Raw genomic sequence first — 19957 nt, forward strand, 5'->3', positions numbered from 1 at the left:
GGAGTGACTGGAACCCTTGTACTCGCGGGCACCCCCATCGGCGACGTCCGGGACGCCCCGCCGCGGCTCGCCGAGGAACTGGCCGGCGCGGACGTCGTCGCCGCCGAGGACACCCGGCGGCTGCGCCGGCTCACCCAGGCGCTCGGCGTCACGCCCCGAGGGCGTGTCGTGTCGTACTTCGAGGGCAACGAGTCCGCCCGTACGCCCGAGCTGGTCGAGGAGCTGGCGGGCGGCGCGCGCGTGCTGCTCGTGACCGACGCCGGGATGCCGTCCGTGTCCGACCCGGGCTACCGGCTGGTCGCCGCCGCCGTCGAGCGGGACGTGCGGGTCACCGCCGTGCCCGGCCCGTCCGCCGTGCTCACCGCGCTCGCCCTGTCCGGACTGCCGGTCGACCGGTTCTGCTTCGAGGGCTTTCTGCCGCGCAAGGCCGGCGAGCGGCTGACCCGGCTGCGCGAGGTGGCCGGGGAGCGCCGCACCCTCGTCTACTTCGAGTCCACCCACCGCGTCGACGACACCCTCGCCGCCATGGCCGAGGTCTTCGGCGCCGACCGGCGGGCCGCTGTCTGCCGGGAGCTGACCAAGACCTACGAGGAGGTCAGGCGCGGCGGCCTCGGCGAGCTGGCCGCGTGGGCCGCCGAGGGGGTGCGCGGTGAGATCACCGTCGTCGTCGAGGGCGCGCCGGAACAGGGGGCCGAGGAGGTCGGCGCGGAGGAACTGGTGCGCCGGGTGCGGGTGCGCGAGGAGGCGGGGGAGCGGCGCAAGGAGGCGATCGCCGCGGTGGCCGCACAGGTGGGCCTGCCCAAGCGAGAGGTGTTCGACGCGGTGGTGGCGGCGAAGAACGCGGGGGCCTGACGGGCCTGATCTTCCTTACGGTCCTGCTCTTCCTTACGGTCGCGATCCGGCCGCGCTTGACCCGCTCCTGACCATTCGGTCCCTTGCGCCAAGGGCGACCCAAATCGACTCAAACACTCGGCAGATCCGGTGCTTTCCCGCTGGTGGAGGAGTCCACTGAAGGAAGGAGCGAACAAGGATCGCCCAGCGAACCGAAGGAGCCGGGATGAGCACGAGTGAGAGTGCGGCGCGGACCGGACTGCGCGCCGGAGCCACCGCCGTCGTCCACGAGTCGTACTCCTTCGCCTGCATGCGCTGCGGGCACGGCTGGGAGCAGTCGTTCGAGATCGAGCACCACAAGGACGCCGGCGGCAACGAGTTCGTGCTCTACGTCACGGACGGCCGGGTCGTGCCCTCCCCGCTGACCCGGCCGACCTGCGACAACTGCGGCAACCACCTCGTACGGATCATGCGGCCGGGGCGGGTCGCCTCGGTGCGCGGCGCCTCGCACGGCCTCCACCGGGTGCCGCCGGCCGGCCCCCTGGAGGTGCCGCAGGTGCCCCAGGCGCCGGGACCCGGGGCGCCGGGGCTCACCCCCGAGCGCCGGCACTGGCACCTGGCCGACCTCCTGAACGCCCTGCACCTGCACCGCAGGGCGAGCTGACGGCCGTTCCGGACCCGGGGCACCTTTCGTAGGATCGGAGGCATGCCTTCGAACGCCGCCGGCCGGTCCGACAAGAACGACGCGCCCCCGCTCTCCGAGCCCCTCCGGGTGCCGGTCGCCGACTCGCACACCCACCTCGACATGCAGTCGGGCACGGTGGAGGAGGCTCTCGCCAAGGCCGCGTCGGTCGGGGTCACCGCGGTCGTCCAGGTCGGCTGCGACCTCGCCGGCTCCCGCTGGGCGGCCGAGACGGCGGCGGCGCACGACGCCGTCCACGCCACCGTCGCCCTGCACCCCAACGAGGCGCCGCGGATCGTGCACGGGGACCCCGACGGCTGGTCGCGGCAGGGGGCGCGCGAGCCCGGCGGGGACGCGGCGCTCGACGACGCCCTCGCCGAGATCGACCGGCTGGCCGCGCTCCCGCAGGTCAAGGGCGTCGGCGAGACGGGCCTCGACTACTTCCGCACCGGCCCCGAGGGCAAGGCGGCCCAGGAGCGGTCCTTCCGCGCCCACATCGAGATCGCCAAACGGCACGGCAAGGCCCTGGTCATCCACGACCGCGACGCCCACGCCGACGTCCTGCGCGTCCTCAAGGAGGAGGGCGCCCCCGAGCGCACCGTCTTCCACTGCTACTCCGGCGACGCGGAGATGGCCGAGATCTGCGCGAGCGCCGGGTACTACATGTCCTTCGCCGGCAACGTCACCTTCAAGAACGCCCAGAACCTGCGCGACGCGCTCGCGGTCGCCCCGCCCGAGCTGGTCCTGGTGGAGACCGACGCGCCGTTCCTGACGCCGGTGCCCTACCGGGGCAGGCCCAACGCGCCCTACCTGGTGCCGGTCACGGTGCGTGCCATGGCCGACGTGCGGGCGGTCGACGAGGACACGCTGGCGACGGCCCTGGCCGCGAACACGGCCCGCGCCTTCGGGTACTGAGCGGGAGTCGCGCCACGCTGCGTAGTCGCGTCGCTTTGGAGAGCGACGAACGCTCCGCTAGGTTCTGGGGGCCCGATCCGGACCCCTGGAGCGTGTCGGCGTGAGCACAACGCAGTCCGAAACCTTCGCGACCCACGAGACGCACGCACCGTACGACGTGCACAGCGCACCGACCCTGGCGTACGGCGACACCTACCGCCCCGCCCACGAGCCGACCGGGCCCGCGCTGCCCCGACAGGGTGCTCCCCGGACCCCCGCTCCCGTGCCGGGCGACGGCCGGGCCGCGCGCCGGCGCCGGGAGCGGTGCGCCGGGCGCGCGGACGGCTCGCTGCGCCGGCTGCTGCCGCGTGCGCTGGTCGTGGCGTTCCTCGCGGGCGGCACCACCGCCTTCGTCGCCAAGGACAAGGCGGTGGAGCTGACCGTCGACGGCACCCCGCGCACACTGCACACCTTCGCCGACGACGTGACCGAACTGCTCGCGCGGGAGGGCGTCGAGGTGGGCGCCCACGACGTGATCGTGCCCGCGCCCGGCACCCCGCTCACCAGCGGCGAGGAGGTCTCCGTCCGCTACGGACGGCCCGTCCTGCTCACCCTCGACGGCCACCGGCGCCAGGTGTGGACGACCGCGGAGACGGTGGCGGGGGCGCTGCGGCAACTCGGCGTGCGGACGGAGGGCGCGTACCTGTCCACCGAGGGCTCCCGGCGCATCGGACGCGAGGGCCTCGCCCTGAACGTACGGACCGAGCGGGTGGTGACGGTCATGGCGGACGGCCGGGCCCGCACCGTGCGCACCAACGCCGCGACCGTGAGCGAGGCCGTCGAGGAGGCCGGGGTCACCCTGCGCGGCCAGGACACCACCTCCGTCCCGGCGACCGGCTTCCCCCGCGACGGGCAGACCGTCACGGTGCTGCGGATCACCGGCTCCCAGGAGGTCCACGAGGACCCGATCCCGTTCGACGTGCGGCGCGCCGAGGACGCCACCCTCTACCGGGGCACCGAGGTCGTCGAGCAGGCGGGCCGGCCCGGTCTGCGCCGCACCACCTACGCGCTGCGCACCGTCAACGGCGTCCGCGAGAAGCCGCGCCGGCTGCACACCGAGGTGGTGCGCGAACCCAGCCCGCAGATCGTGCGGGTCGGCACCCGCGCCCGGCCGACGTCCGTGCGGGGCGCCGACCACCTGAACTGGCAGGGCCTGGCCGCGTGCGAGTCGGGCGGCCGCCCGGACGCCGTCGACCCCTCGGGGACGTACGGGGGCCTCTACCAGTTCGACACCCACACCTGGCAGAGCCTCGGCGGCGAGGGCCGCCCCCAGGACGCGCCGGCATCGGAACAGACGTACCGCGCGAAGAAGCTGTACGTACGCAGCGGCGCCGACTCGTGGCCGCACTGCGGGGCACGACTGCAGGGCTGACCGGCGACGGTCCCGGACCACCGCGCGCCCGCCCTTCCCGGTCCGGACGGCCCCGCTGCCGCCCCCGGCTACCCTTGCGGGGTGAGCAGCCCCACCCCCGACGCCCTCCTGGGTCCCGCCGACGTCCGCGAACTCGCGGCAGCGCTCGGCGTACGCCCCACCAAGCAGCGCGGCCAGAACTTCGTGATCGACGCGAACACGGTCCGCCGTATCGTCCGCACCGCCGAGGTACGCCCCGACGACGTGGTGGTCGAGGTGGGTCCGGGTCTCGGCTCGCTCACCCTGGCCCTGCTGGAGGCCGCCGACCGGGTCACCGCCGTCGAGATCGACGACGTACTCGCCGGCGCCCTCCCCGCCACCGTCGCCGCCCGCATGCCCGAGCGTGCCGACCGTTTCGCCCTGGTCCACTCCGACGCGATGCACGTGACCGAGCTGCCGGGCCCCGCCCCGACCGCGCTGGTCGCCAACCTGCCGTACAACGTGGCCGTGCCCGTCCTCCTGCACATGCTCGACACCTTCCCGACCATCGAGCGCACCCTCGTCATGGTCCAGGCCGAGGTCGCCGACCGGCTCGCCGCCGGACCCGGCAACAAGGTGTACGGCGTGCCCTCCGTGAAGGCCAACTGGTACGCCGAGGTCCGCCGGGCGGGTTCCATCGGCCGCAACGTCTTCTGGCCCGCGCCGAACGTCGACAGCGGGCTCGTGTCACTCGTCCGGCGGACCGAGCCGCTGAAGACCACCGCCTCCAGGCGCGAGGTCTTCGCCGTCGTCGACGCCGCCTTCGCCCAGCGCCGCAAGACCCTGCGGGCCGCCCTCGCGGGGTGGGCCGGTTCGGCGGCGGCCGCCGAGGCCGCCCTCGTCGCCGCGGGCGTGTCGCCGCAGGCGCGCGGGGAGGCGCTGACCGTGGAAGAGTTCGCGCGTATCGCCGAGCGTCGTACCGCCTAACACGAGGAGTGACGAGCAAGTGAGCGTGACGGTCCGCGTCCCCGCCAAGGTCAATGTCCAGCTCGCGGTCGGCGCCGCCCGCCCCGACGGCTTCCACGACCTGGCCAACGTCTTCCTCGCCGTCTCCCTGTGCGACGAGATCACCGCGACCCCGGCCGCCGACGGACTCCGCGTCACGTGCGAGGGCCCGGACGCCGACCAGGTCCCCCTCGACCGCACCAACCTCGCGGCACGGGCTGCCGAGGCGCTGGCCGCGCGATACGGCCGCGAACCCGACGTCCACCTGCACATCGCCAAGGACATCCCCGTCGCCGGCGGTATGGCGGGCGGCAGCGCCGACGGCGCGGGCGCGCTGGTCGCCTGCGACGCCCTGTGGGGCACCGGCGCCTCCCGTGCCGAGCTGCTCGCGATCTGCGCCGAGCTGGGCAGCGACGTGCCGTTCAGCCTGGTCGGCGGGGCGGCGCTCGGCACCGGGCGGGGCGAGAAGCTGACGGAGCTGGAGGTCGGCGGCGACTTCCACTGGGTCTTCGCGATGGCCGCGCGCGGCCTGTCCACGCCGGCCGTCTTCCGCGAGTTCGACCGGCTCGGGGAGGGCCTGGACATTCCGGAGCCGGTCGCCGCGCAGCCCGTGCTCGACGCCCTCGCCAAGGGCGACACCGCCGCACTCGCCGTCGCCGTCACCAACGACCTCCAGCCGGCCGCGCTCTCCCTCTTCCCCGAGCTGTCCGACACCCTCGCGGCGGGGCGGGCGGCGGGTGCGCTGGCGGCCCTGGTCTCGGGGTCGGGCCCGACGACGGCCTTCCTCGCGACCGACGCGCGGTCGGCTTCCGACATCGCCGGGGTGCTGCGGGCGTCGGGCACCTGCCGTGACGTGCGTACGGCGGTGGGGGCGGTGGCGGGGGCTTCGGTGGTGTGAGGGAGGACCGGCTCAGAGTTCGTCGACGGCCGTCAGGTCGATGTCGATGACGTAGGGCTTGTCGACCTTGATGCGGTCACGGTGGATTCCCGTGTGTACGTATGCCTTTGTCACCGGTTCGAGTTCGTAGACGTGGACGACCGGCCTGCCGTCCGTACCGCCTTGCTCGACGCGCCAGAAGTTCGGGATACCGGCGGCGGCGTACTTCTGGGGTTTGGTCGTGCGATCGCGCGACTCGGAGTCCGGGGAGACGACCTCGACGGCGAGGAGGACGTCCTTGGCCTTGTAGCTCGTCTGCGCCGGCCCGGTGACCGCCTCGGCACGGATGACGCTCACGTCGGGCTCCGGCCCGTTGCGCCGGTCGAGGATGGTGGTCATCTCCCGACTGACCCTGAACTCGGCGGGCAACCCTGCGCGCAGCCCCCAGACCAGAAGGTCGATCACATTCGCGTGGAAGCGGCGCTGCGGACTCACGAAAACCAGGCTCCCGTCGATCAACTCGGTGTGCGGCGGGAGATCAGGCAGTGTGAACAGGTCGTCCACGGTGTAACCGTCCACGGGCGGCACCGGCCAACGCTGGTGGCGGTGCTCTACGGACTCGGCGGTCATGATTCCTCCCATGGACGGGATGCTGCTGCCTGCTCCCCACCGTAGCCGGGTGGTCCGACATACGTCACCACAAAGAGTGACGACCCCCGTCCGCCCCACCCCACCCCCCGGAGGGCCTACGCTTGAAGGCTGATCGTCCCCCAGTCAGGAGAGAAATGGCCGTCAACCTGGTCAATGTCGAGAACGCCACCAAGGTGTACGGCACCCGTGCCCTCCTCGACGGCGTGTCCCTCGGCGTCTCCGAAGGGGACCGCATCGGTGTCGTCGGCCGCAACGGCGACGGCAAGACGACCATGATCCGGATGCTCGCCAAGCTGGAGGAGCCCGACACCGGCCGCGTCACCCACTCCGGCGGGCTGCGGCTCGGCGTGCTCACCCAGCACGACTCCCTCGACCCCGAGGCCACCGTCCGGCACGAGGTCATCGGGGACCTGGCCGACCACGAGTGGGCCGGCAACGCCAAGATCAGGGACGTGCTGACCGGGCTGTTCGGCGGGCTGGACATGCCCGGCTTCCCGCAAGGTCTGGACACCGTCATCGGGCCGCTCTCCGGCGGTGAGCGGCGCCGGATCGCGCTCGCCAAGCTGCTCATCGACGAACAGGACCTCGTCGTCCTCGACGAGCCCACCAACCACCTCGACGTCGAGGGCATCGCCTGGCTCGCCAAGCACCTGCGCGAGCGCCGCTCCGCCCTCGTCTGCGTCACCCACGACCGGTGGTTCCTCGACCAGGTCTGCACCCGCATGTGGGACGTGCAGCGCGGCGACGTCTTCGAGTACGAGGGCGGCTACTCCGACTACGTCTTCGCCCGCGCCGAGCGCGAGCGCATCGCCGCCACCGAGGAGACCAAGCGGCAGAACCTCGTCCGCAAGGAGCTGGCCTGGCTCCGGCGCGGCGCCCCCGCCCGCACCTCCAAGCCCCGCTTCCGCGTCGAGGCCGCCAACGAGCTGATCGCCGACGTGCCGCCGCCCCGGGACAGCAGCGAGCTGATGAAGTTCGCGTCGTCGCGGCTCGGGAAGACCGTGTTCGACCTGGAGGACGTCACCGTCCAGGCCGGCCCCAAGGTGCTGCTCAAGCACGTCACCTGGCAGCTCGGCCCCGGCGACCGCATCGGCCTCGTCGGCGTCAACGGCGCCGGCAAGACCTCCCTGCTGCGGGACCTCGCGAACGCGGCGTACAGCGACGGGGAGCAGCAGCCCGCGGGCGGGCAGGTCAAGGTCGGCAGGACCGTCAAGCTGGCGTACCTGTCCCAGGAGGTCGCCGAACTCGACCCGACCTGGCGGGTGTTGGAAGCCGTGCAGCGCGTCCGCGAGCGCGTCGACCTCGGCAAGGGCCGGGAGATGACCGCCGGGCAGCTGTGCGAGACGTTCGGCTTCGGCAAGGAGAAGCAGTGGACGCCGGTCGGCGACCTGTCCGGCGGTGAGCGGCGCCGCCTCCAGCTGCTCCGACTCCTCATGGACGAGCCCAACGTCCTCTTCCTCGACGAGCCCACCAACGACCTCGACATCGAGACCCTGACCCAGCTGGAGGACGTCCTCGACGGCTGGCCCGGCTCGATGATCGTCATCTCCCACGACCGGTTCTTCGTGGAGCGCACCACCGACCGGGTCTTCGCCCTGCTAGGCGACGGCGCGCTCCGGATGCTGCCGCGCGGTATCGACGAGTACCTGGAGCGGCGCCGGCGCATGGAGGAGGCGGCCGCGGCCACCGTACTCGCGGCGGCCGCGAAGCCGGCCGCGGAGGCGCCCGAGAAGAGCGCCGCCGACGTGCGGGCCGCCAAGAAGGAACTCCAGAAGATCGAACGGCAGCTGGACAAGGTCTCCGAGAAGGAGACCAAGCTGCACGCGCGGATCGCCGAGAACGCCACCGACTTCGCGAAGGTGGCCGAACTGGACGCCGAGCTGCGCGAACTGGCCGGTCAGCGCGAGGAGCTGGAAATGCGCTGGCTGGAACTGGCGGAGGACGCCTGACCCCTGCGCGCGGCGGGCGCGCAGGGCGTGAAGAGGGCGTGAAGGCCCGTAACAGAGGCATCACGGGCCGGTCCTCCCTTGGGAACAGGGGCGGACGCGGCCCGGTGTGCCGTCCTGCCCGGGTGATAGAAAGGCCGTCCGAGAACTGTCTGAGTGACTGCCGTCAAACGACTCCGAGGCCAGCGCGTACCTCGGGGGCGTGGCTAGAAATCAGTGAGTAATAAGGGGGAACGCGCTGATGAGCCAGCCGCCCAACCAGCCGCCGCAGGGTGGCTTCGGAGCACCGCAGGATCCACCGCCGGGAGGCTTCGGGGCACCGACCCCGCCGCCCCCGCAGGGCCCGCCGCCCGGTCCGCCGCAGCAGCCGCAGCCGGGGTACGGCTACCCGCAGCAGCAGCCGGGACAACCGGGTCAGCCCGGTCCCTACGGACAGCCGGGCCCGTACAACTCCGGCCCGTACGCCCAGCCCCAGCAGCCGGGTCCGTACGGCCAGCAGCCCGGCTACGGCTATCCGCAGCCGCAGTTCCCGGGCGCGCCCGGCACCCCGCCGCCCGGCGGCTCCGGGTCCCGCAACCCCTTCAAGGGCAAGCCCGCCCTGGCCGTCGTCGCGGCCGTCGCGGCCCTGCTCGTCATCGGCGGCAGCGTGTGGGCGGTCACCGCGAACAGCGGCGACGACAAGGACAAGAAGCCCGTCGCCGGCAAGAGCGACGACCCCAAGCCCTCCGGCTCCGGCGGCGCCCCGGTCAACCCCGGTGACGGCAGCGGCGACGGCGGCGAGGACCCCGAGGACCTCAACGAGGGCCGCCAGGCCGGTGAGTCCAAGGTGCTCTGGTACAAGGAGGCGCCCGACGCCCCCGGTTCCGGCGCCGACGCCCCCGGCATGTGGATCACCGGCGAGACCGCGGTGAAGGCGGCGTACAAGCAGGTCTTCGCCTACGACGTCGGCGACGGCAAGCCCAGCTGGGACCCGATCGCCTTCCCGGAGAAGATCTGCGCGGTCACCCCGGAGAAGACGGCCGCCGACAAGATCGTCGTCGCCTACATGAGCGGCTCCAGCGACCGCGCCAAGTGCAACCAGATGCAGGAGATCGACCTCGCCACCGGCGAGAAGGGCTGGAAGGAGGAGGTCGAGGACGGTGAACTCTTCGACACCACCCTCTCCGTCGAACTGAACGTCAGCGGCGACATCCTGATGGTCGGCCGCTCCCAGTCCGGCACCGCCTACGACGTCCGCAGCGGCAAGAAGCTGTACGACAAGAAGCGGTACGGCGACGCCTGCTTCCCCGCCGGCTTCGCGAGCGGCCCGAAGACGATCATCCAGGTCGCCTCCTGCGGCGCCGGCGGCAACAACGAGCACGACGAGGTCCAGGGCCTCGACCCGAAGACCGGCAAGGTCCTGTGGACCTACAAGTACGAGAAGGGCTGGCGGGTCGAGCGCGCCTACTCCGTCGACCCGCTCGTCGTCTACGCCACCGACGAGGACAAGAAGGTCTGGAACATCTCCACCTTCACCTCCAAGGGCAAGGTCCTCGAACAGGTCGGCGTCGACGAGGACTTCGCCCCCGAGTGCGGCTGGGCCATCCTCGACCGCGACCTCCAGGGCTGCGCGGGCGTCGCCGTCGCCGCGGGCACGCTCTACCTGCCGACCGAGGCGACCAGCGGCGCCAACGAGATCGTCGCGATCAACCTCACCACCGGCAAGGAGAAGTGGCGCGCGAAGTCCCCCGCGGACGAGTCGATGATGCCGCTGCGGGTCGAGGGCGACCAGCTCATCGCCTACGTGCAGCCGTCCTATGACGCCGGCGGCCAGGTCGTGTCGATCGCGACCGGCGGCAGCAGCCACAAGCCGGTCAAGCTGCTGCAGAACCCGCAGGGTGTCGCGGACATCGAGAACAGCTTCTACTCCAAGGACATCGACTGGGTCGACGGGCGCTTCTACATCTCCACCACCCGCCTGACCGGCAACGACGAGTCGAAGGAGAAGTTGATGCTCGCCTTCGGCAAGTGACCTTCTCCGCCCGACCCGTGCGATCAGCCCGGCCCGGGCGATCCGGCCGCCCAGGCCGGTTCGCCCGGCCATCCCGGCCGTCCCCGTCGTCTCCGCTCCCCGAGGTACTCACGTCATGACCCAGCCGCCGCCCCCACCGCCCAACCAGCCCCCGCAGGGGGGAGGCTTCGGCCCGCCGCCGCAGCCGCCCACCCCGCCGTCGGGCGGAGGGCCGAACCTCGGCAAGACCCCGGAGCCTGGCTACGGCTACCCGCAGACGCCGCCGCAGGCGCCCGCGGCTCCGCCCACCCCGCCGACGGGTTCGCCGCAGCCGGGGTACGGGTATCCGCAGACTCCGCCGCAGCCCCAGCCCGGGTACGGCTACCCCGGTCAGCAGCCGGGCCAGCAGCCCGGTCCGTACGGGCAGCCGACGCCGCCCTACGGCCAGCCCGGTCAGCCCGGCCAGCCCGGTTACCCCGGTCAGCCCGGCTACGGCTATCCGCAGGCGACCGTGCCGATGCAGGCCCAGGCCGGCGGGCCGGGCGGCGGACGCAAGATCAACGCGCAGATGGCGATCATCGTGGTGGCCGTCGTCGCCATCGCCCTGATCATCGGCGGCGGTGTCTGGTACGCCGGCTCCGACGACGGCGGCAAGGACGACACCGCGAGCTCCAGCGGGGGCACCGGTGGCAAGGGCGGCACGGACGAGAAGGGCGGCGAGGGCGGCAAGTCCTCCGGCGGCGAGGAGAAGGTGCCTTCCGACCCCGCCTCCAAGGTGCTCTTCCAGGTTCCCGCGCCCGCGGTGAGCAAGGAGGACAACAGCGTCGTCGTCTCCGGCTCGTGGCTCACCGACAAGGTGTACGCCAAGAGCGGCATCGCCGAGATCGTCGGCTACGACCCCGCCAAGGGCAGCGAGAAGTGGACGATCAAGCTGGCCGGCCCGGTCTGCACGGCCAGCCGGCACGTCACCGACGACAACAAGACGGTCGTCGTCCACCAGCCCGCCATGCCCACCAAGGCGGAGCCCTCGCACGGCTGCACCCAGGTCGCGGTCATCGACCTGGACGCGGGCAAGAAGCTGTGGACGAAGACCGCCGGTGACCAGCCGATGTCCTTCGACAACGTCACGATCAGCGGCGACACCGTCGCGGCCGGCAGCACCGACGGCGGCGTCGCCTGGAACATCGCCAAGGGCGACCTCCTGTGGTCCCCGAAGACCACCGACACCTGCTACGACGCCGGCTACGGCGGCGGCGAGAAGCTGGTCGCGGTGCGCAAGTGCGGTTCGTACGACGCACGGCAGCTGAACATCCAGACCATCGACCCGAAGAGCGGGAAGGTGATCTCCGAGTACAAGATGGCCAAGGGCATCGAGTACGCGGGCATCGTGTCGACGAACCCGCTGGTCGTGGCCGCCGACGTCGGCGACTCCGCCGGTGACGGCAGCGGTATCTCGGACTTCTTCTCGATCGACAACAAGACCGGCAAGCTGCTCACCCGCATCTCCGCGCCGGGCGAGCAGTTCGCGGCCCGCTGCGACACCATCACCAAGATCGAGCACTGCTCGGGGCTCGCGGTCGGCAACGACCGGCTCTACATCCCGACCGAGGAGCACGAGGGCAGCGGCGAGTCGTACAGCCGGACCAACGAGGTCGTCGCCTTCGACCTGGCCACCGGCAAGCAGACCGGTCAGCGCGCCGACGCCGGCGACGGCTACACGATCACCCCGCTGCGCATGGACGGCGGCAACGTGATCGCCTACAAGCGTCCGCCGTACGACAAGGGCGGCCAGATCGTGAGCATCGACGGCGGGTCGTTCAAGCAGACCACGCTGCTGGAGAACCCGGCGACGGAGGCGGTGCGGGACGTCGAGTCGAGCATGCTGCCGGAGTACTCCGAGATCCTCTACTCGCAGGGGCACCTGTACATGTCGCAGGTGTACGCCAGCGAGCCGTCCAGCGCGGACGAGAAGGAGTACCTGGCGATCGGGTTCGGCACCAGCGGCTGACGCCGCTCGGCGCACCGCCGGCCGACTCCACGGTCCTTCTTGTGGCCCCGTCCCTGTTCAGGGGCGGGGCCGTATTGCGGGGGATTTCGGCGATCCGGGGCGGTTCTCGCCGGTAGGGGCAGCGCGACGTCGAGCCAGCGTGTAGCTTCCGGGGCATGAAGGGCGGGGTGGGGCCGGGAGCGCGCGGGCGGGGGAGCCCGGGGTCGTTTCCGTCCGTGCCGGGGGCTGGGTGACTGGGGGGTTGCTCTATGGGAGTACGGCTCATGGTGGTCGACGACCACCGATTGCTCGCCGAGGCGCTGGCTTCGGCGCTGAAGCTGCGCGGGCACCGGGTGCTCGCGGCGGCGGCGCCGGCCGCGGGTGCGGCGGAGCTGGTGATCAGCCGGGCGCCGGAGGTGTGCCTGCTGGGGACGGCGACCCCGGCCGAGCCGGGCATCTTCGATCCGGTGCTGCGGATCAAGCGGGAGCGTCCGCAGGTGGCGGTGCTGGTGCTGGGGCCAGTGCCGAGCCCACGCGGGATCGCGGCGGCGTTCGCGGCCGGGGCGTCGGGGTACGTCCGGCACGACGAGCGGATAGAGGGCGTCGAGCGGGCGATCATGAAGGCGCGGGCCGGGGAGGCGGCGGTGGCGCCGTCGCTGTTGCAGGGGGCGTTCGGTGAGCTGCTGAATCCGGCGGCCCAACCCGACGACGAGGGGCAGCGGCTGTTGCAGATGCTCACGCCGAGGGAGGTGGAGGTCCTGGTCCGGGTCGCCGACGGCGAGGACACCAGGCTGATCGCGGCGGGCATGGGCATCGCCCCGTCCACGGCGCGTACGCACGTCCAGCGGGTGCTGATGAAACTGGGCGTCGGATCACGACTGGAGGCGGCGGCCCTGGCCGCACGCACGGGCCTACTGGACCGGGCGGGCGCCGGCACCGCCGGCGGTTGAGCGGCGCGCGATGCCTGCGGCGGCCTGTGCGGCTTTGGTGGGGTGCGCGTAGCGCGGTTTGTTTCGTTGTGGGTCGGGGCCGCGCCGGGGGGTGTCCGTCCTCGGAACGGCGCGGAATCGGTCGGCCGCAGAAGTGCCGTCCGTTGACGCGCCAACCGCTGCGGGCGAACACCCCCCGACACGTCCCCTTCGCGCCGTACGCGGCTACCGGTTTTCCCCGCCCGCGTAGCTGCGGACCTGCCGCATAGCTGCGGGCAGTCGTGCCGCTGGGGCGGCACGGGTGGGCGCAGCGGCACCCGGCCAGCGCCGGCCCGCGACACCCACCCCCGTCCCGCACCAACACCGGGTGCCCCAAACGCAGGGCACCCGGCACCAGTACCCGCGCTACTTCTCCGGCGCCTCCTCGGCAGAGATCGGCGGCGTAGGCGGCGCCGTAGGCCTCACCTTCAGCCAAGCCAGGAAGAACAACCCCAGCACCAGCATCCCCAGCCCGGTCCACAGGTTGATGTTCACCCCCTGCGCCTTGTCGATCTCGTCGTCGGACGCCACGAGGCCCGCGATCGTCACGATCACGCCGTAGACCACGAACAGCCCGCCGATGATCCGCCGGATGTCGAACAGCCGCGCGGCCGTGACGGACTTGGTCTCCAGCTCGGAGACCTCGTCCTGCACGTTCTTGTCGGAGTAGGAGTTGGAATCAGACATGCTCTCTCTATCCTCCCGCGATCAGAACGAGAACGGGATGTAGCAGGCGGCGGCCAGTACGACCGCGCCCCAGCCCAGGAGAGCCGGCTTGCGGTACCACGCGTCGTCGCCCTTGGCGGGTGCCTCGGACATGCCGGGGGAGGTGGTGCCGTAGACCAGGCCCTGGAGCTCGGCGGCGGGCTTCGGCGCGGTGAACAGGGACACGGCGACCATGACGACCGCACCGGCCACGAAGCCCGCGATCGCGGAGACGAAGTTGGCGCCCTGGTCGGAGGGGATGTCGATGATGCCCTGCTTGTAGATGACGAAGTAGTTCACCATCGCCGCGGTGGTGCCCGCGATCAGACCCCAGAAGCCGGACTTCATGGACGCGCGCTTCCAGAACATGCCGATGATGAAGACCACGAACATCGGCACGTTGAAGAAGGAGAAGAGCGTCTGGAGGTAGCTCATGATGTTCGAGAACGACGACGCCAGGAAGGCCGTGCCGATGGAGGCGAGGACGCCGATCACGGTGATCAGGCGGCCGAACCGCACGTAGTAGCCGTCCTCGCGGCCCCGCACGACGTACCTCGCCCAGACGTCGTTGGTGAAGACGGTGTTGAAGGACGAGATGTTCGCCGCCATGCCGGCCATGAAGGCGGCCAGCAGGCCGGTGACCGCGATGCCGAGGACGCCGTTGGGCAGCAACTGCTGCATCAGGTAGGGGATCGCGTCGTTGTACTGGAGGTCCGAGCCGGGCGTGCCGATCTTCGGGACGAGGACGGCGGCGACCAGGCCCGGGATCATCACCACGAAGACGATGAAGATCTTCGGGAAGGCGGCGATGAGGGGGGTGCGCTGGGCCGCCGAGAGGTTCTTCGCGGACAGGGCGCGCTGCACCTCGGCGAAGTTCGTCGTCCAGTAGCCGAAGGAGAGCACGAAACCGAGGCCGAGGACGATGGTCAGCCAGTTGGCGCCGAGCGGGTTGTCGCTGCCGATGCCCGTGCCGCCCCATGACGTCATGAAGTCGGCGCCGCGGGACTGGGTGAGGGAGTCGGACAGGCCGTCCCAGCCGCCGACCTTCTTCAGGCCCAGGACGGTGATCGGGATGAGGCCGGCCAGGATCACGAAGAACTGGAGGACCTCGTTGTAGATCGCCGAGGACAGGCCGCCGAGCGTGATGTAGGCCAGGACGAAGAAGCCGGCGACCACGATGGCCACCCACTGCGGCCAGCCGAGCAGTGCCTCGACGACGATCGCGAGGGCGTAGAGGTTGACCCCGGCGATCAGGATGGCGGCGACGGCGAACAGGATCGAACTCAGCAGGTGCGAGGCCTTGTCGAAGCGCAGGAGCAGGAACTCCGGCACCGAGCGGACCTTGGAGCCGTAGTAGAACGGCATCATCACCAGGCCGAGGAAGACCATCGCCGGGATGGCGCCGATCCAGTACCAGTGGGTCGTGTAGACGCCGTACTGGGCGCTGTTGGCGGCCATGCCGAGGATCTCGGTGGCGCCCAGGTTGGCCGCGACGAAGGCGAGACCGGTCACCCAGGCGGGCAGTGAGCGGCCGGACAGGAAGAAGTCCAGGCTGGTCTTGACCGAACGGCGGGCGGCGAAGCCGATGCCGAGCACGACGACGAAGTAGATCCCGAGGATCGAGTAGTCGAGCCAGTTGGTGGGGAGTCGAAGCTCCGCGGCTAGATGTGTGGGGGTATGCATACGAACTCGCTTCGTTGCGCGAACTGATCCGAGCGGAACTTACGCCTCCGCGTTCAGTTATTGAACACTTCTGGTGACGTTCTTTGTTTGATTGTGATGATCGATGGGCCGACGGGATCGCTGTTTGGTTGCTGGTTGGTTGTGATGTGTTATGTTTGTTTCTGTTGAGTGATTGGGTGCGGATGCAGGTGTAGAGGAGTCCGGCAGTGAAGAAGACCTCGACCCGGCTGGCCGACGGTCGCGAGCTCGTCCACTACGACCTGCGCGACGACACCGTGCGGGACGCCGTCGACCGCCGTCCGCTGGAGCGGACCGTCACCACCTCCGAGGTCCGCCGCGACCCGCTGCTCGGCGACTCGGTCGCCGTGGCCTCGCACCGCCAGGGCCGGACCTACCACCCGCCGGCCGACGAGTGCCCCCTGTGCCCGTCCGCGGGCGAGCGGCTGAGCGAGATCCCGGACTCGTCGTACGACGTGGTGGTCTTCGAGAACCGCTTCCCCTCGCTGGCCGGCGATTCCGGCCGCTGCGAGGTCGTCTGCTTCACCTCCGACCACAACGCCTCCTTCGCCGACCTGAGCGAGGAGCAGGCCGGGCTCGTGCTCGACGCCTGGACCGACCGCACCTCGGAGCTGTCCCATCTGCCCTCCGTCGAACAGGTCTTCTGCTTCGAGAACCGGGGCGCCGAGATCGGAGTGACGCTGGGTCACCCGCACGGGCAGATCTACGCCTACCCCTTCACCACGCCCCGCACCGCCCTGATGCTGCGCCAGGTGGCCGCGCACAAGGAGGCGACGGGCGGGGAGAACCTGTTCGACGCCGTCCTGGCGGAGGAATTGGCCGGTGAGCGGGTCGTCCTGGAGGGTGAACACTGGGCGGCCTTCGTGCCGTACGCCGCGCACTGGCCGTACGAGGTGCACCTCTACCCCAAGCGGCGGGTGCCCGACCTGCTCGGACTCGACGAGGCGGCGCGCACAGAATTCCCCCAGGTGTATCTGGAACTCTTGAGGCGCTTCGACCGGATCTTCGGGATCGGTGAGCCTCCGACGCCGTACATCGCGGCCTGGCACCAGGCCCCCTTCGGGCAGCTGGAGGACTTCGAGGGCGTGGTGCGGGACGACTTCGCGCTGCACCTCGAGCTTTTCACCATCCGCCGTACGTCCGGCAAGCTGAAGTTCCTCGCGGGCTCCGAGTCCGGCATGAACGTGTTCATCAACGACGTGCCCCCGGAGCGCGCGGCCCAGCGACTGCGAGAGGTAGCGAGTTGATGAGCGGGAAGTACCTGGTGACGGGCGGGGCGGGCTACGTCGGCAGCGTGGTCGCCCAGCACCTGCTGGAGGCCGGCCACGAGGTCGTCGTCCTCGACAACCTCTCGACGGGCTTCCGGGAGGGCGTGCCCGCGGGCGCCTCGTTCATCGAGGGCGACATCCGCGACGCCGCCAAGTGGCTGGACGCGTCGTTCGACGGTGTACTCCACTTCGCCGCCTTCTCCCAGGTCGGCGAGTCGGTCGTGAAGCCCGAGAAGTACTGGGACAACAACGTCGGCGGCACCATGGCCCTGCTGGAGGCGATGCGCACGGCGGGCGTCCGCCGTCTCGTCTTCTCCTCCACGGCGGCCACGTACGGCGAACCGGACCAGGTCCCGATCGTCGAGTCCGCGCCGACCAAGCCCACGAACCCCTACGGCGCCTCGAAGCTGGCCGTGGACCACATGATCACCGGCGAGGCGGCGGCCCACGGCCTGGGCGCGGTCTCGCTGCGCTACTTCAACGTCGCGGGCGCGTACGGGGAGTACGGCGAGCGCCACGACCCCGAGTCCCACCTGATCCCCCTGGTCCTCCAGGTGGCGCAGGGCAGGCGCGACGCGATCTCCGTCTTCGGCGACGACTACCCGACGCCGGACGGCACCTGCGTCCGCGACTACATCCACGTCGCCGACCTGGCCGAGGCCCACCTGCTGGCCCTGGACGCGGCCGCCCCCGGCGAGCACCTCATCTGCAACCTGGGCAACGGCAACGGCTTCTCCGTCCGCGAGGTCGTCGAGACCGTCCGGCGGGTGACGGGCCACCCGATCCCCGAGGTCCTGGCCCCCCGGCGGGGCGGCGACCCGGCGGTCCTGGTGGCGTCGGCCGGCACGGCCCGCGAGAAACTGGGCTGGAACCCGTCGCGCGCGGACCTCGCGGGGATCGTGGCGGACGCGTGGCAGTTCGCGCAGCGGCGCGCGAAGTAGACCGTAGGAAGGGCGAGGGGTCAGGGCATGAGCGAGGCTGTCGCAGGGGCTGTCGGCGAGCGGTTCCGGGAGCTGTACGGGGCGGACCCCGAGGGGGTGTGGGCGGCGCCGGGCCGGGTGAACCTCATCGGCGAGCACACCGACTACAACGACGGCTTCGTCATGCCGTTCGCCCTGCCGCACACCGCGGTCGCGGCGGTCTCCCGGCGCGACGACGGCGTCCTGCGCCTGCACTCGGCGGACATCGCGGCCGACCCGGTCGAGCTGCGCGTCGCGGACCTCACCCCCGAGTCGGACAAGTCCTGGACCGCGTACCCCTCGGGCGTCGTCTGGGCGCTGCGCGAGGCCGGCCACGAGCTGACCGGTGCCGACATCCACCTGGCCTCGACGGTCCCGTCGGGCGCGGGCCTCTCCTCCTCGGCGGCCCTCGAGGTGGTGGTCGCCCTCGCCCTGAACGACCTCTACTCCCTCGGCCTGCGCGGCTGGCAACTGGCCCGCCTGTGCCAGCGTGCGGAGAACGTCTACGTGGGCGCCCCGGTCGGCATCATGGACCAGACCGCGTCGGCCTGCTGCGAAGCGGGCCACGCCCTCTTCCTCGACACCCGCGACCTCTCCCAGCGCCAGATCCCCTTCGACCTCGCGGCCGAGGGCATGCGCCTGCTCGTCGTCGACACGCAGGTCAAGCACTCCCACAGCGAGGGCGAGTACGGCAAGCGCCGCGCGGGCTGCGAGAAGGGCGCCGCACTGCTGGGCGTGGACGCGCTGCGGGACGTGCCGTACGCGGAGCTCGACTCGGCCCTGGAGCGCCTGGCCGACGACGAGGAGGTGCGCCGCCTGGTCCGGCACGTCGTCACGGAGGACGAGCGCGTCGAACGCGTCGTGTCCCTCCTGGAATCCGGCGACACCCGCGCCATCGGCCCCGTTCTGATCGAGGGCCACGCCTCCCTGCGCGACGACTTCCGCATCTCCTGCCCGGAACTCGACCTGGTCGTCGACACGGCCCTCACCTCCGGCGCCCTCGGCGCCCGCATGACCGGCGGCGGCTTCGGCGGCTCGGCGATCGTCCTGGCGGAGGAGTCCGACGTCGACGCCATCACCAAGGCGGTGGAAGAGGCCTTCGCGGCGTCGGGCTTCACGGCCCCACGCGTGTTCGAGGCGGTACCTGCGGCGGGGGCTCGACGGGTGGGGTGAGGCGGGGGCCCCGTGGTTGGATTTCACCCTGCGAGGCGTGGAGGCACTCACGCTGTTCACAGCTTGCGTTACGGAACAGCGCATCTGCAGCCCTGCCGTCACGGCGGCTTCTGCCAGGGCCTACCTGCTCAGGCAGTCGGGGTTGACGTAAAGGCGGCTGTTGTCACCCAAGTCCCAACCGATAGCGTTGGCACACTCGTGAGAACCCTCGCCCCACCGGGAGCCATCCGTGAACCGCCGCCCCACCCCGCTCGCAGCCATCGCGCTGGCTGCTGTTGCGGCTCTGTCACTGTCCGCCTGCGGGAGCGGTGAGGACAGCTCCAAGGACAACGACAAGATCGCGGGCGCCGACACGGAAGCCGACTCGTCGACCTCGGCTTCGCCGAGTGCGAGTGCGAGTGCGTCGGACGCCGCCGACCGGCCAGACATCACGCTACCCAAGGACATGAAGAGTGTTTTTGAAGGCTGGAAGACCGGGGACGCCGCGAAGGATGCTGCTCTGGCCGATGCGGAGCGGGCGCTCGGGTCTGTCGACGATGCGATCGCCCGGGGCGACACGAAGTCGGACGCGCTGGCCTTCTACTACCAGGAGGACGCGCTCGTCAGTGAAGTCAAGTGGGTCCAGGCGTGGCTCGACGCCAACATCTCCTGGACGGGAACCATCCGCTATTTCGATCCGCAAGTGACGCTTCGCGACAAGAAGACGGCTGTTGTCGTTTACTGCGCGGACGACAGCAAGGCGTACAACAAGAACCGAAAGACCGGCAAGGTGGACAAGGCGCCGGCCAGCGACAGTCCTTACGTCCTTTACAACACTCGCTTGGAGAGAAACGGCGAAGGTGTGTGGGTGACCACCGGCCTGCTCACCAAGAGGGGGCACGAGCGGTGCGGAGGCTGATTACGCCAACGCGGACCGGCACGGTTGCCCTC

General features: G+C 71.2%; 17 protein-coding genes. 14 read left to right on the forward strand and 3 right to left on the reverse strand.

Going from position 1 to position 19957, the window contains the following annotated elements; translation table 11 throughout:
• The first annotated feature begins 3 nt into the window (after positions 1-3).
• From rsmI to RI578_RS23660, 6 genes are all read left to right on the forward strand, one after another.
• Positions 4-852 (forward strand): 16S rRNA (cytidine(1402)-2'-O)-methyltransferase, encoded by an 849-nt coding sequence (gene rsmI / locus RI578_RS23635; protein WP_310872939.1) that lies wholly within the window; start codon positions 4-6, stop codon positions 850-852.
• Positions 853-1057: 205 nt separating this feature from the next.
• On the forward strand, positions 1058-1495 hold the full coding sequence (locus tag RI578_RS23640) for a hypothetical protein (protein WP_310872940.1): 438 nt from the start codon (positions 1058-1060) through the stop codon (positions 1493-1495).
• Between the two features lie 42 nt (positions 1496-1537).
• Positions 1538-2428 carry a TatD family hydrolase gene (locus tag RI578_RS23645; RefSeq protein ID WP_310872941.1) on the forward strand — a complete coding sequence of 297 codons (891 nt, stop codon included), beginning with the start codon at positions 1538-1540 and terminating at the stop codon, positions 2426-2428.
• Between the two features lie 64 nt (positions 2429-2492).
• Positions 2493-3839, forward strand: coding sequence for a ubiquitin-like domain-containing protein (locus RI578_RS23650; protein WP_399063164.1), 1347 nt, complete (start codon positions 2493-2495; stop codon positions 3837-3839).
• A gap of 81 nt (positions 3840-3920) precedes the next feature.
• Positions 3921-4784, forward strand: coding sequence for a 16S rRNA (adenine(1518)-N(6)/adenine(1519)-N(6))-dimethyltransferase RsmA (rsmA, locus tag RI578_RS23655; protein WP_310872943.1), 864 nt, complete (start codon positions 3921-3923; stop codon positions 4782-4784).
• Positions 4785-4803: 19 nt separating this feature from the next.
• Positions 4804-5700 (forward strand): 4-(cytidine 5'-diphospho)-2-C-methyl-D-erythritol kinase, encoded by an 897-nt coding sequence (locus RI578_RS23660; RefSeq protein ID WP_310872944.1) that lies wholly within the window; start codon positions 4804-4806, stop codon positions 5698-5700.
• Positions 5701-5712: 12 nt separating this feature from the next.
• Here RI578_RS23660 and RI578_RS23665 read toward each other — a convergent pair whose 3' ends face one another.
• Positions 5713-6309: a Uma2 family endonuclease gene (locus tag RI578_RS23665; RefSeq protein WP_399063167.1), complete on the reverse strand. Its 597-nt coding sequence runs from the start codon at positions 6307-6309 to the stop codon at positions 5713-5715.
• Between the two features lie 155 nt (positions 6310-6464).
• Here RI578_RS23665 and RI578_RS23670 point away from each other — a divergent pair, with 155 nt between their 5' ends.
• The 4 genes from RI578_RS23670 to RI578_RS23685 all read left to right on the forward strand — a co-directional run bounded on the left by RI578_RS23670 (position 6465) and on the right by RI578_RS23685 (position 13203).
• The gene (locus tag RI578_RS23670) at positions 6465-8279 is read left to right on the forward strand and encodes an ABC-F family ATP-binding cassette domain-containing protein (RefSeq protein ID WP_310872946.1); all 1815 of its coding nucleotides are present in this window, start codon (positions 6465-6467) and stop codon (positions 8277-8279) included.
• A 238-nt stretch (positions 8280-8517) separates the two neighbouring features.
• Positions 8518-10287 carry a PQQ-binding-like beta-propeller repeat protein gene (locus RI578_RS23675; RefSeq protein WP_310872947.1) on the forward strand — a complete coding sequence of 590 codons (1770 nt, stop codon included), beginning with the start codon at positions 8518-8520 and terminating at the stop codon, positions 10285-10287.
• A gap of 115 nt (positions 10288-10402) precedes the next feature.
• Complete coding sequence (locus tag RI578_RS23680; RefSeq protein WP_310872948.1) at positions 10403-12274, forward strand: PQQ-binding-like beta-propeller repeat protein; 1872 nt, start codon at positions 10403-10405, stop codon at positions 12272-12274.
• Positions 12275-12522: 248 nt separating this feature from the next.
• Positions 12523-13203, forward strand: a complete 681-nt coding sequence (locus tag RI578_RS23685; protein ID WP_310872949.1) for a response regulator transcription factor — start codon at positions 12523-12525, stop codon at positions 13201-13203.
• 384 nt (positions 13204-13587) lie between these two features.
• On the opposite strand, the gene RI578_RS23690 is transcribed toward RI578_RS23685, so the two are convergent.
• Both RI578_RS23690 and RI578_RS23695 read right to left on the reverse strand, forming a co-directional pair.
• Positions 13588-13908: a hypothetical protein gene (locus RI578_RS23690; protein WP_210963402.1), complete on the reverse strand. Its 321-nt coding sequence runs from the start codon at positions 13906-13908 to the stop codon at positions 13588-13590.
• Between the two features lie 21 nt (positions 13909-13929).
• Positions 13930-15609, reverse strand: coding sequence for a sodium:solute symporter family protein (locus RI578_RS23695; protein ID WP_310872950.1), 1680 nt, complete (start codon positions 15607-15609; stop codon positions 13930-13932).
• 206 nt (positions 15610-15815) lie between these two features.
• On the opposite strand from RI578_RS23695, the gene galT reads away from it, so the two are divergent.
• The 4 genes from galT to RI578_RS23715 all read left to right on the forward strand — a co-directional run bounded on the left by galT (position 15816) and on the right by RI578_RS23715 (position 19925).
• Entirely contained in the window at positions 15816-16874 is a 1059-nt protein-coding gene (galT, locus tag RI578_RS23700) for a galactose-1-phosphate uridylyltransferase (RefSeq protein WP_310872951.1), read from the forward strand.
• The gene (galE, locus tag RI578_RS23705) at positions 16874-17836 is read left to right on the forward strand and encodes a UDP-glucose 4-epimerase GalE (RefSeq protein WP_310872952.1); all 963 of its coding nucleotides are present in this window, start codon (positions 16874-16876) and stop codon (positions 17834-17836) included. Before galT ends, galE begins: the two co-directional genes overlap by 1 nt.
• Before the next feature lie 27 nt (positions 17837-17863).
• Positions 17864-19027: a galactokinase gene (galK, locus tag RI578_RS23710; RefSeq protein WP_310872953.1), complete on the forward strand. Its 1164-nt coding sequence runs from the start codon at positions 17864-17866 to the stop codon at positions 19025-19027.
• A gap of 229 nt (positions 19028-19256) precedes the next feature.
• Entirely contained in the window at positions 19257-19925 is a 669-nt protein-coding gene (locus tag RI578_RS23715; RefSeq protein WP_310872954.1) for a hypothetical protein, read from the forward strand.
• The last annotated feature ends 32 nt before the right edge of the window (positions 19926-19957 follow it).

The sequence above is a fragment of the Streptomyces sp. BB1-1-1 genome (assembly GCF_031597775.1).
GTDB classification, from domain to species: domain Bacteria; phylum Actinomycetota; class Actinomycetes; order Streptomycetales; family Streptomycetaceae; genus Streptomyces; species Streptomyces thinghirensis.

What these genes read in the sequence shown, in the direction of transcription:
- RI578_RS23685 (WP_310872949.1), top strand. Translation starts at nt 12,523, where the DNA reads ATGGGAGTACGGCTCATGGTGGTCGACGACCACCGATTGCTCGCCGAG.
- galE (WP_310872952.1), top strand. Translation starts at nt 16,874, where the DNA reads ATGAGCGGGAAGTACCTGGTGACGGGCGGGGCGGGCTACGTCGGCAGC.
- RI578_RS23690 (WP_210963402.1), bottom strand. Translation starts at nt 13,908, where the DNA reads ATGTCTGATTCCAACTCCTACTCCGACAAGAACGTGCAGGACGAGGTC.
- galK (WP_310872953.1), top strand. Translation starts at nt 17,864, where the DNA reads ATGAGCGAGGCTGTCGCAGGGGCTGTCGGCGAGCGGTTCCGGGAGCTG.
- RI578_RS23675 (WP_310872947.1), top strand. Translation starts at nt 8,518, where the DNA reads ATGAGCCAGCCGCCCAACCAGCCGCCGCAGGGTGGCTTCGGAGCACCG.
- RI578_RS23640 (WP_310872940.1), top strand. Translation starts at nt 1,058, where the DNA reads ATGAGCACGAGTGAGAGTGCGGCGCGGACCGGACTGCGCGCCGGAGCC.
- RI578_RS23670 (WP_310872946.1), top strand. Translation starts at nt 6,465, where the DNA reads ATGGCCGTCAACCTGGTCAATGTCGAGAACGCCACCAAGGTGTACGGC.
- RI578_RS23695 (WP_310872950.1), bottom strand. Translation starts at nt 15,609, where the DNA reads ATGCATACCCCCACACATCTAGCCGCGGAGCTTCGACTCCCCACCAAC.
- RI578_RS23665 (WP_399063167.1), bottom strand. Translation starts at nt 6,309, where the DNA reads ATGACCGCCGAGTCCGTAGAGCACCGCCACCAGCGTTGGCCGGTGCCG.
- RI578_RS23645 (WP_310872941.1), top strand. Translation starts at nt 1,538, where the DNA reads ATGCCTTCGAACGCCGCCGGCCGGTCCGACAAGAACGACGCGCCCCCG.
- RI578_RS23680 (WP_310872948.1), top strand. Translation starts at nt 10,403, where the DNA reads ATGACCCAGCCGCCGCCCCCACCGCCCAACCAGCCCCCGCAGGGGGGA.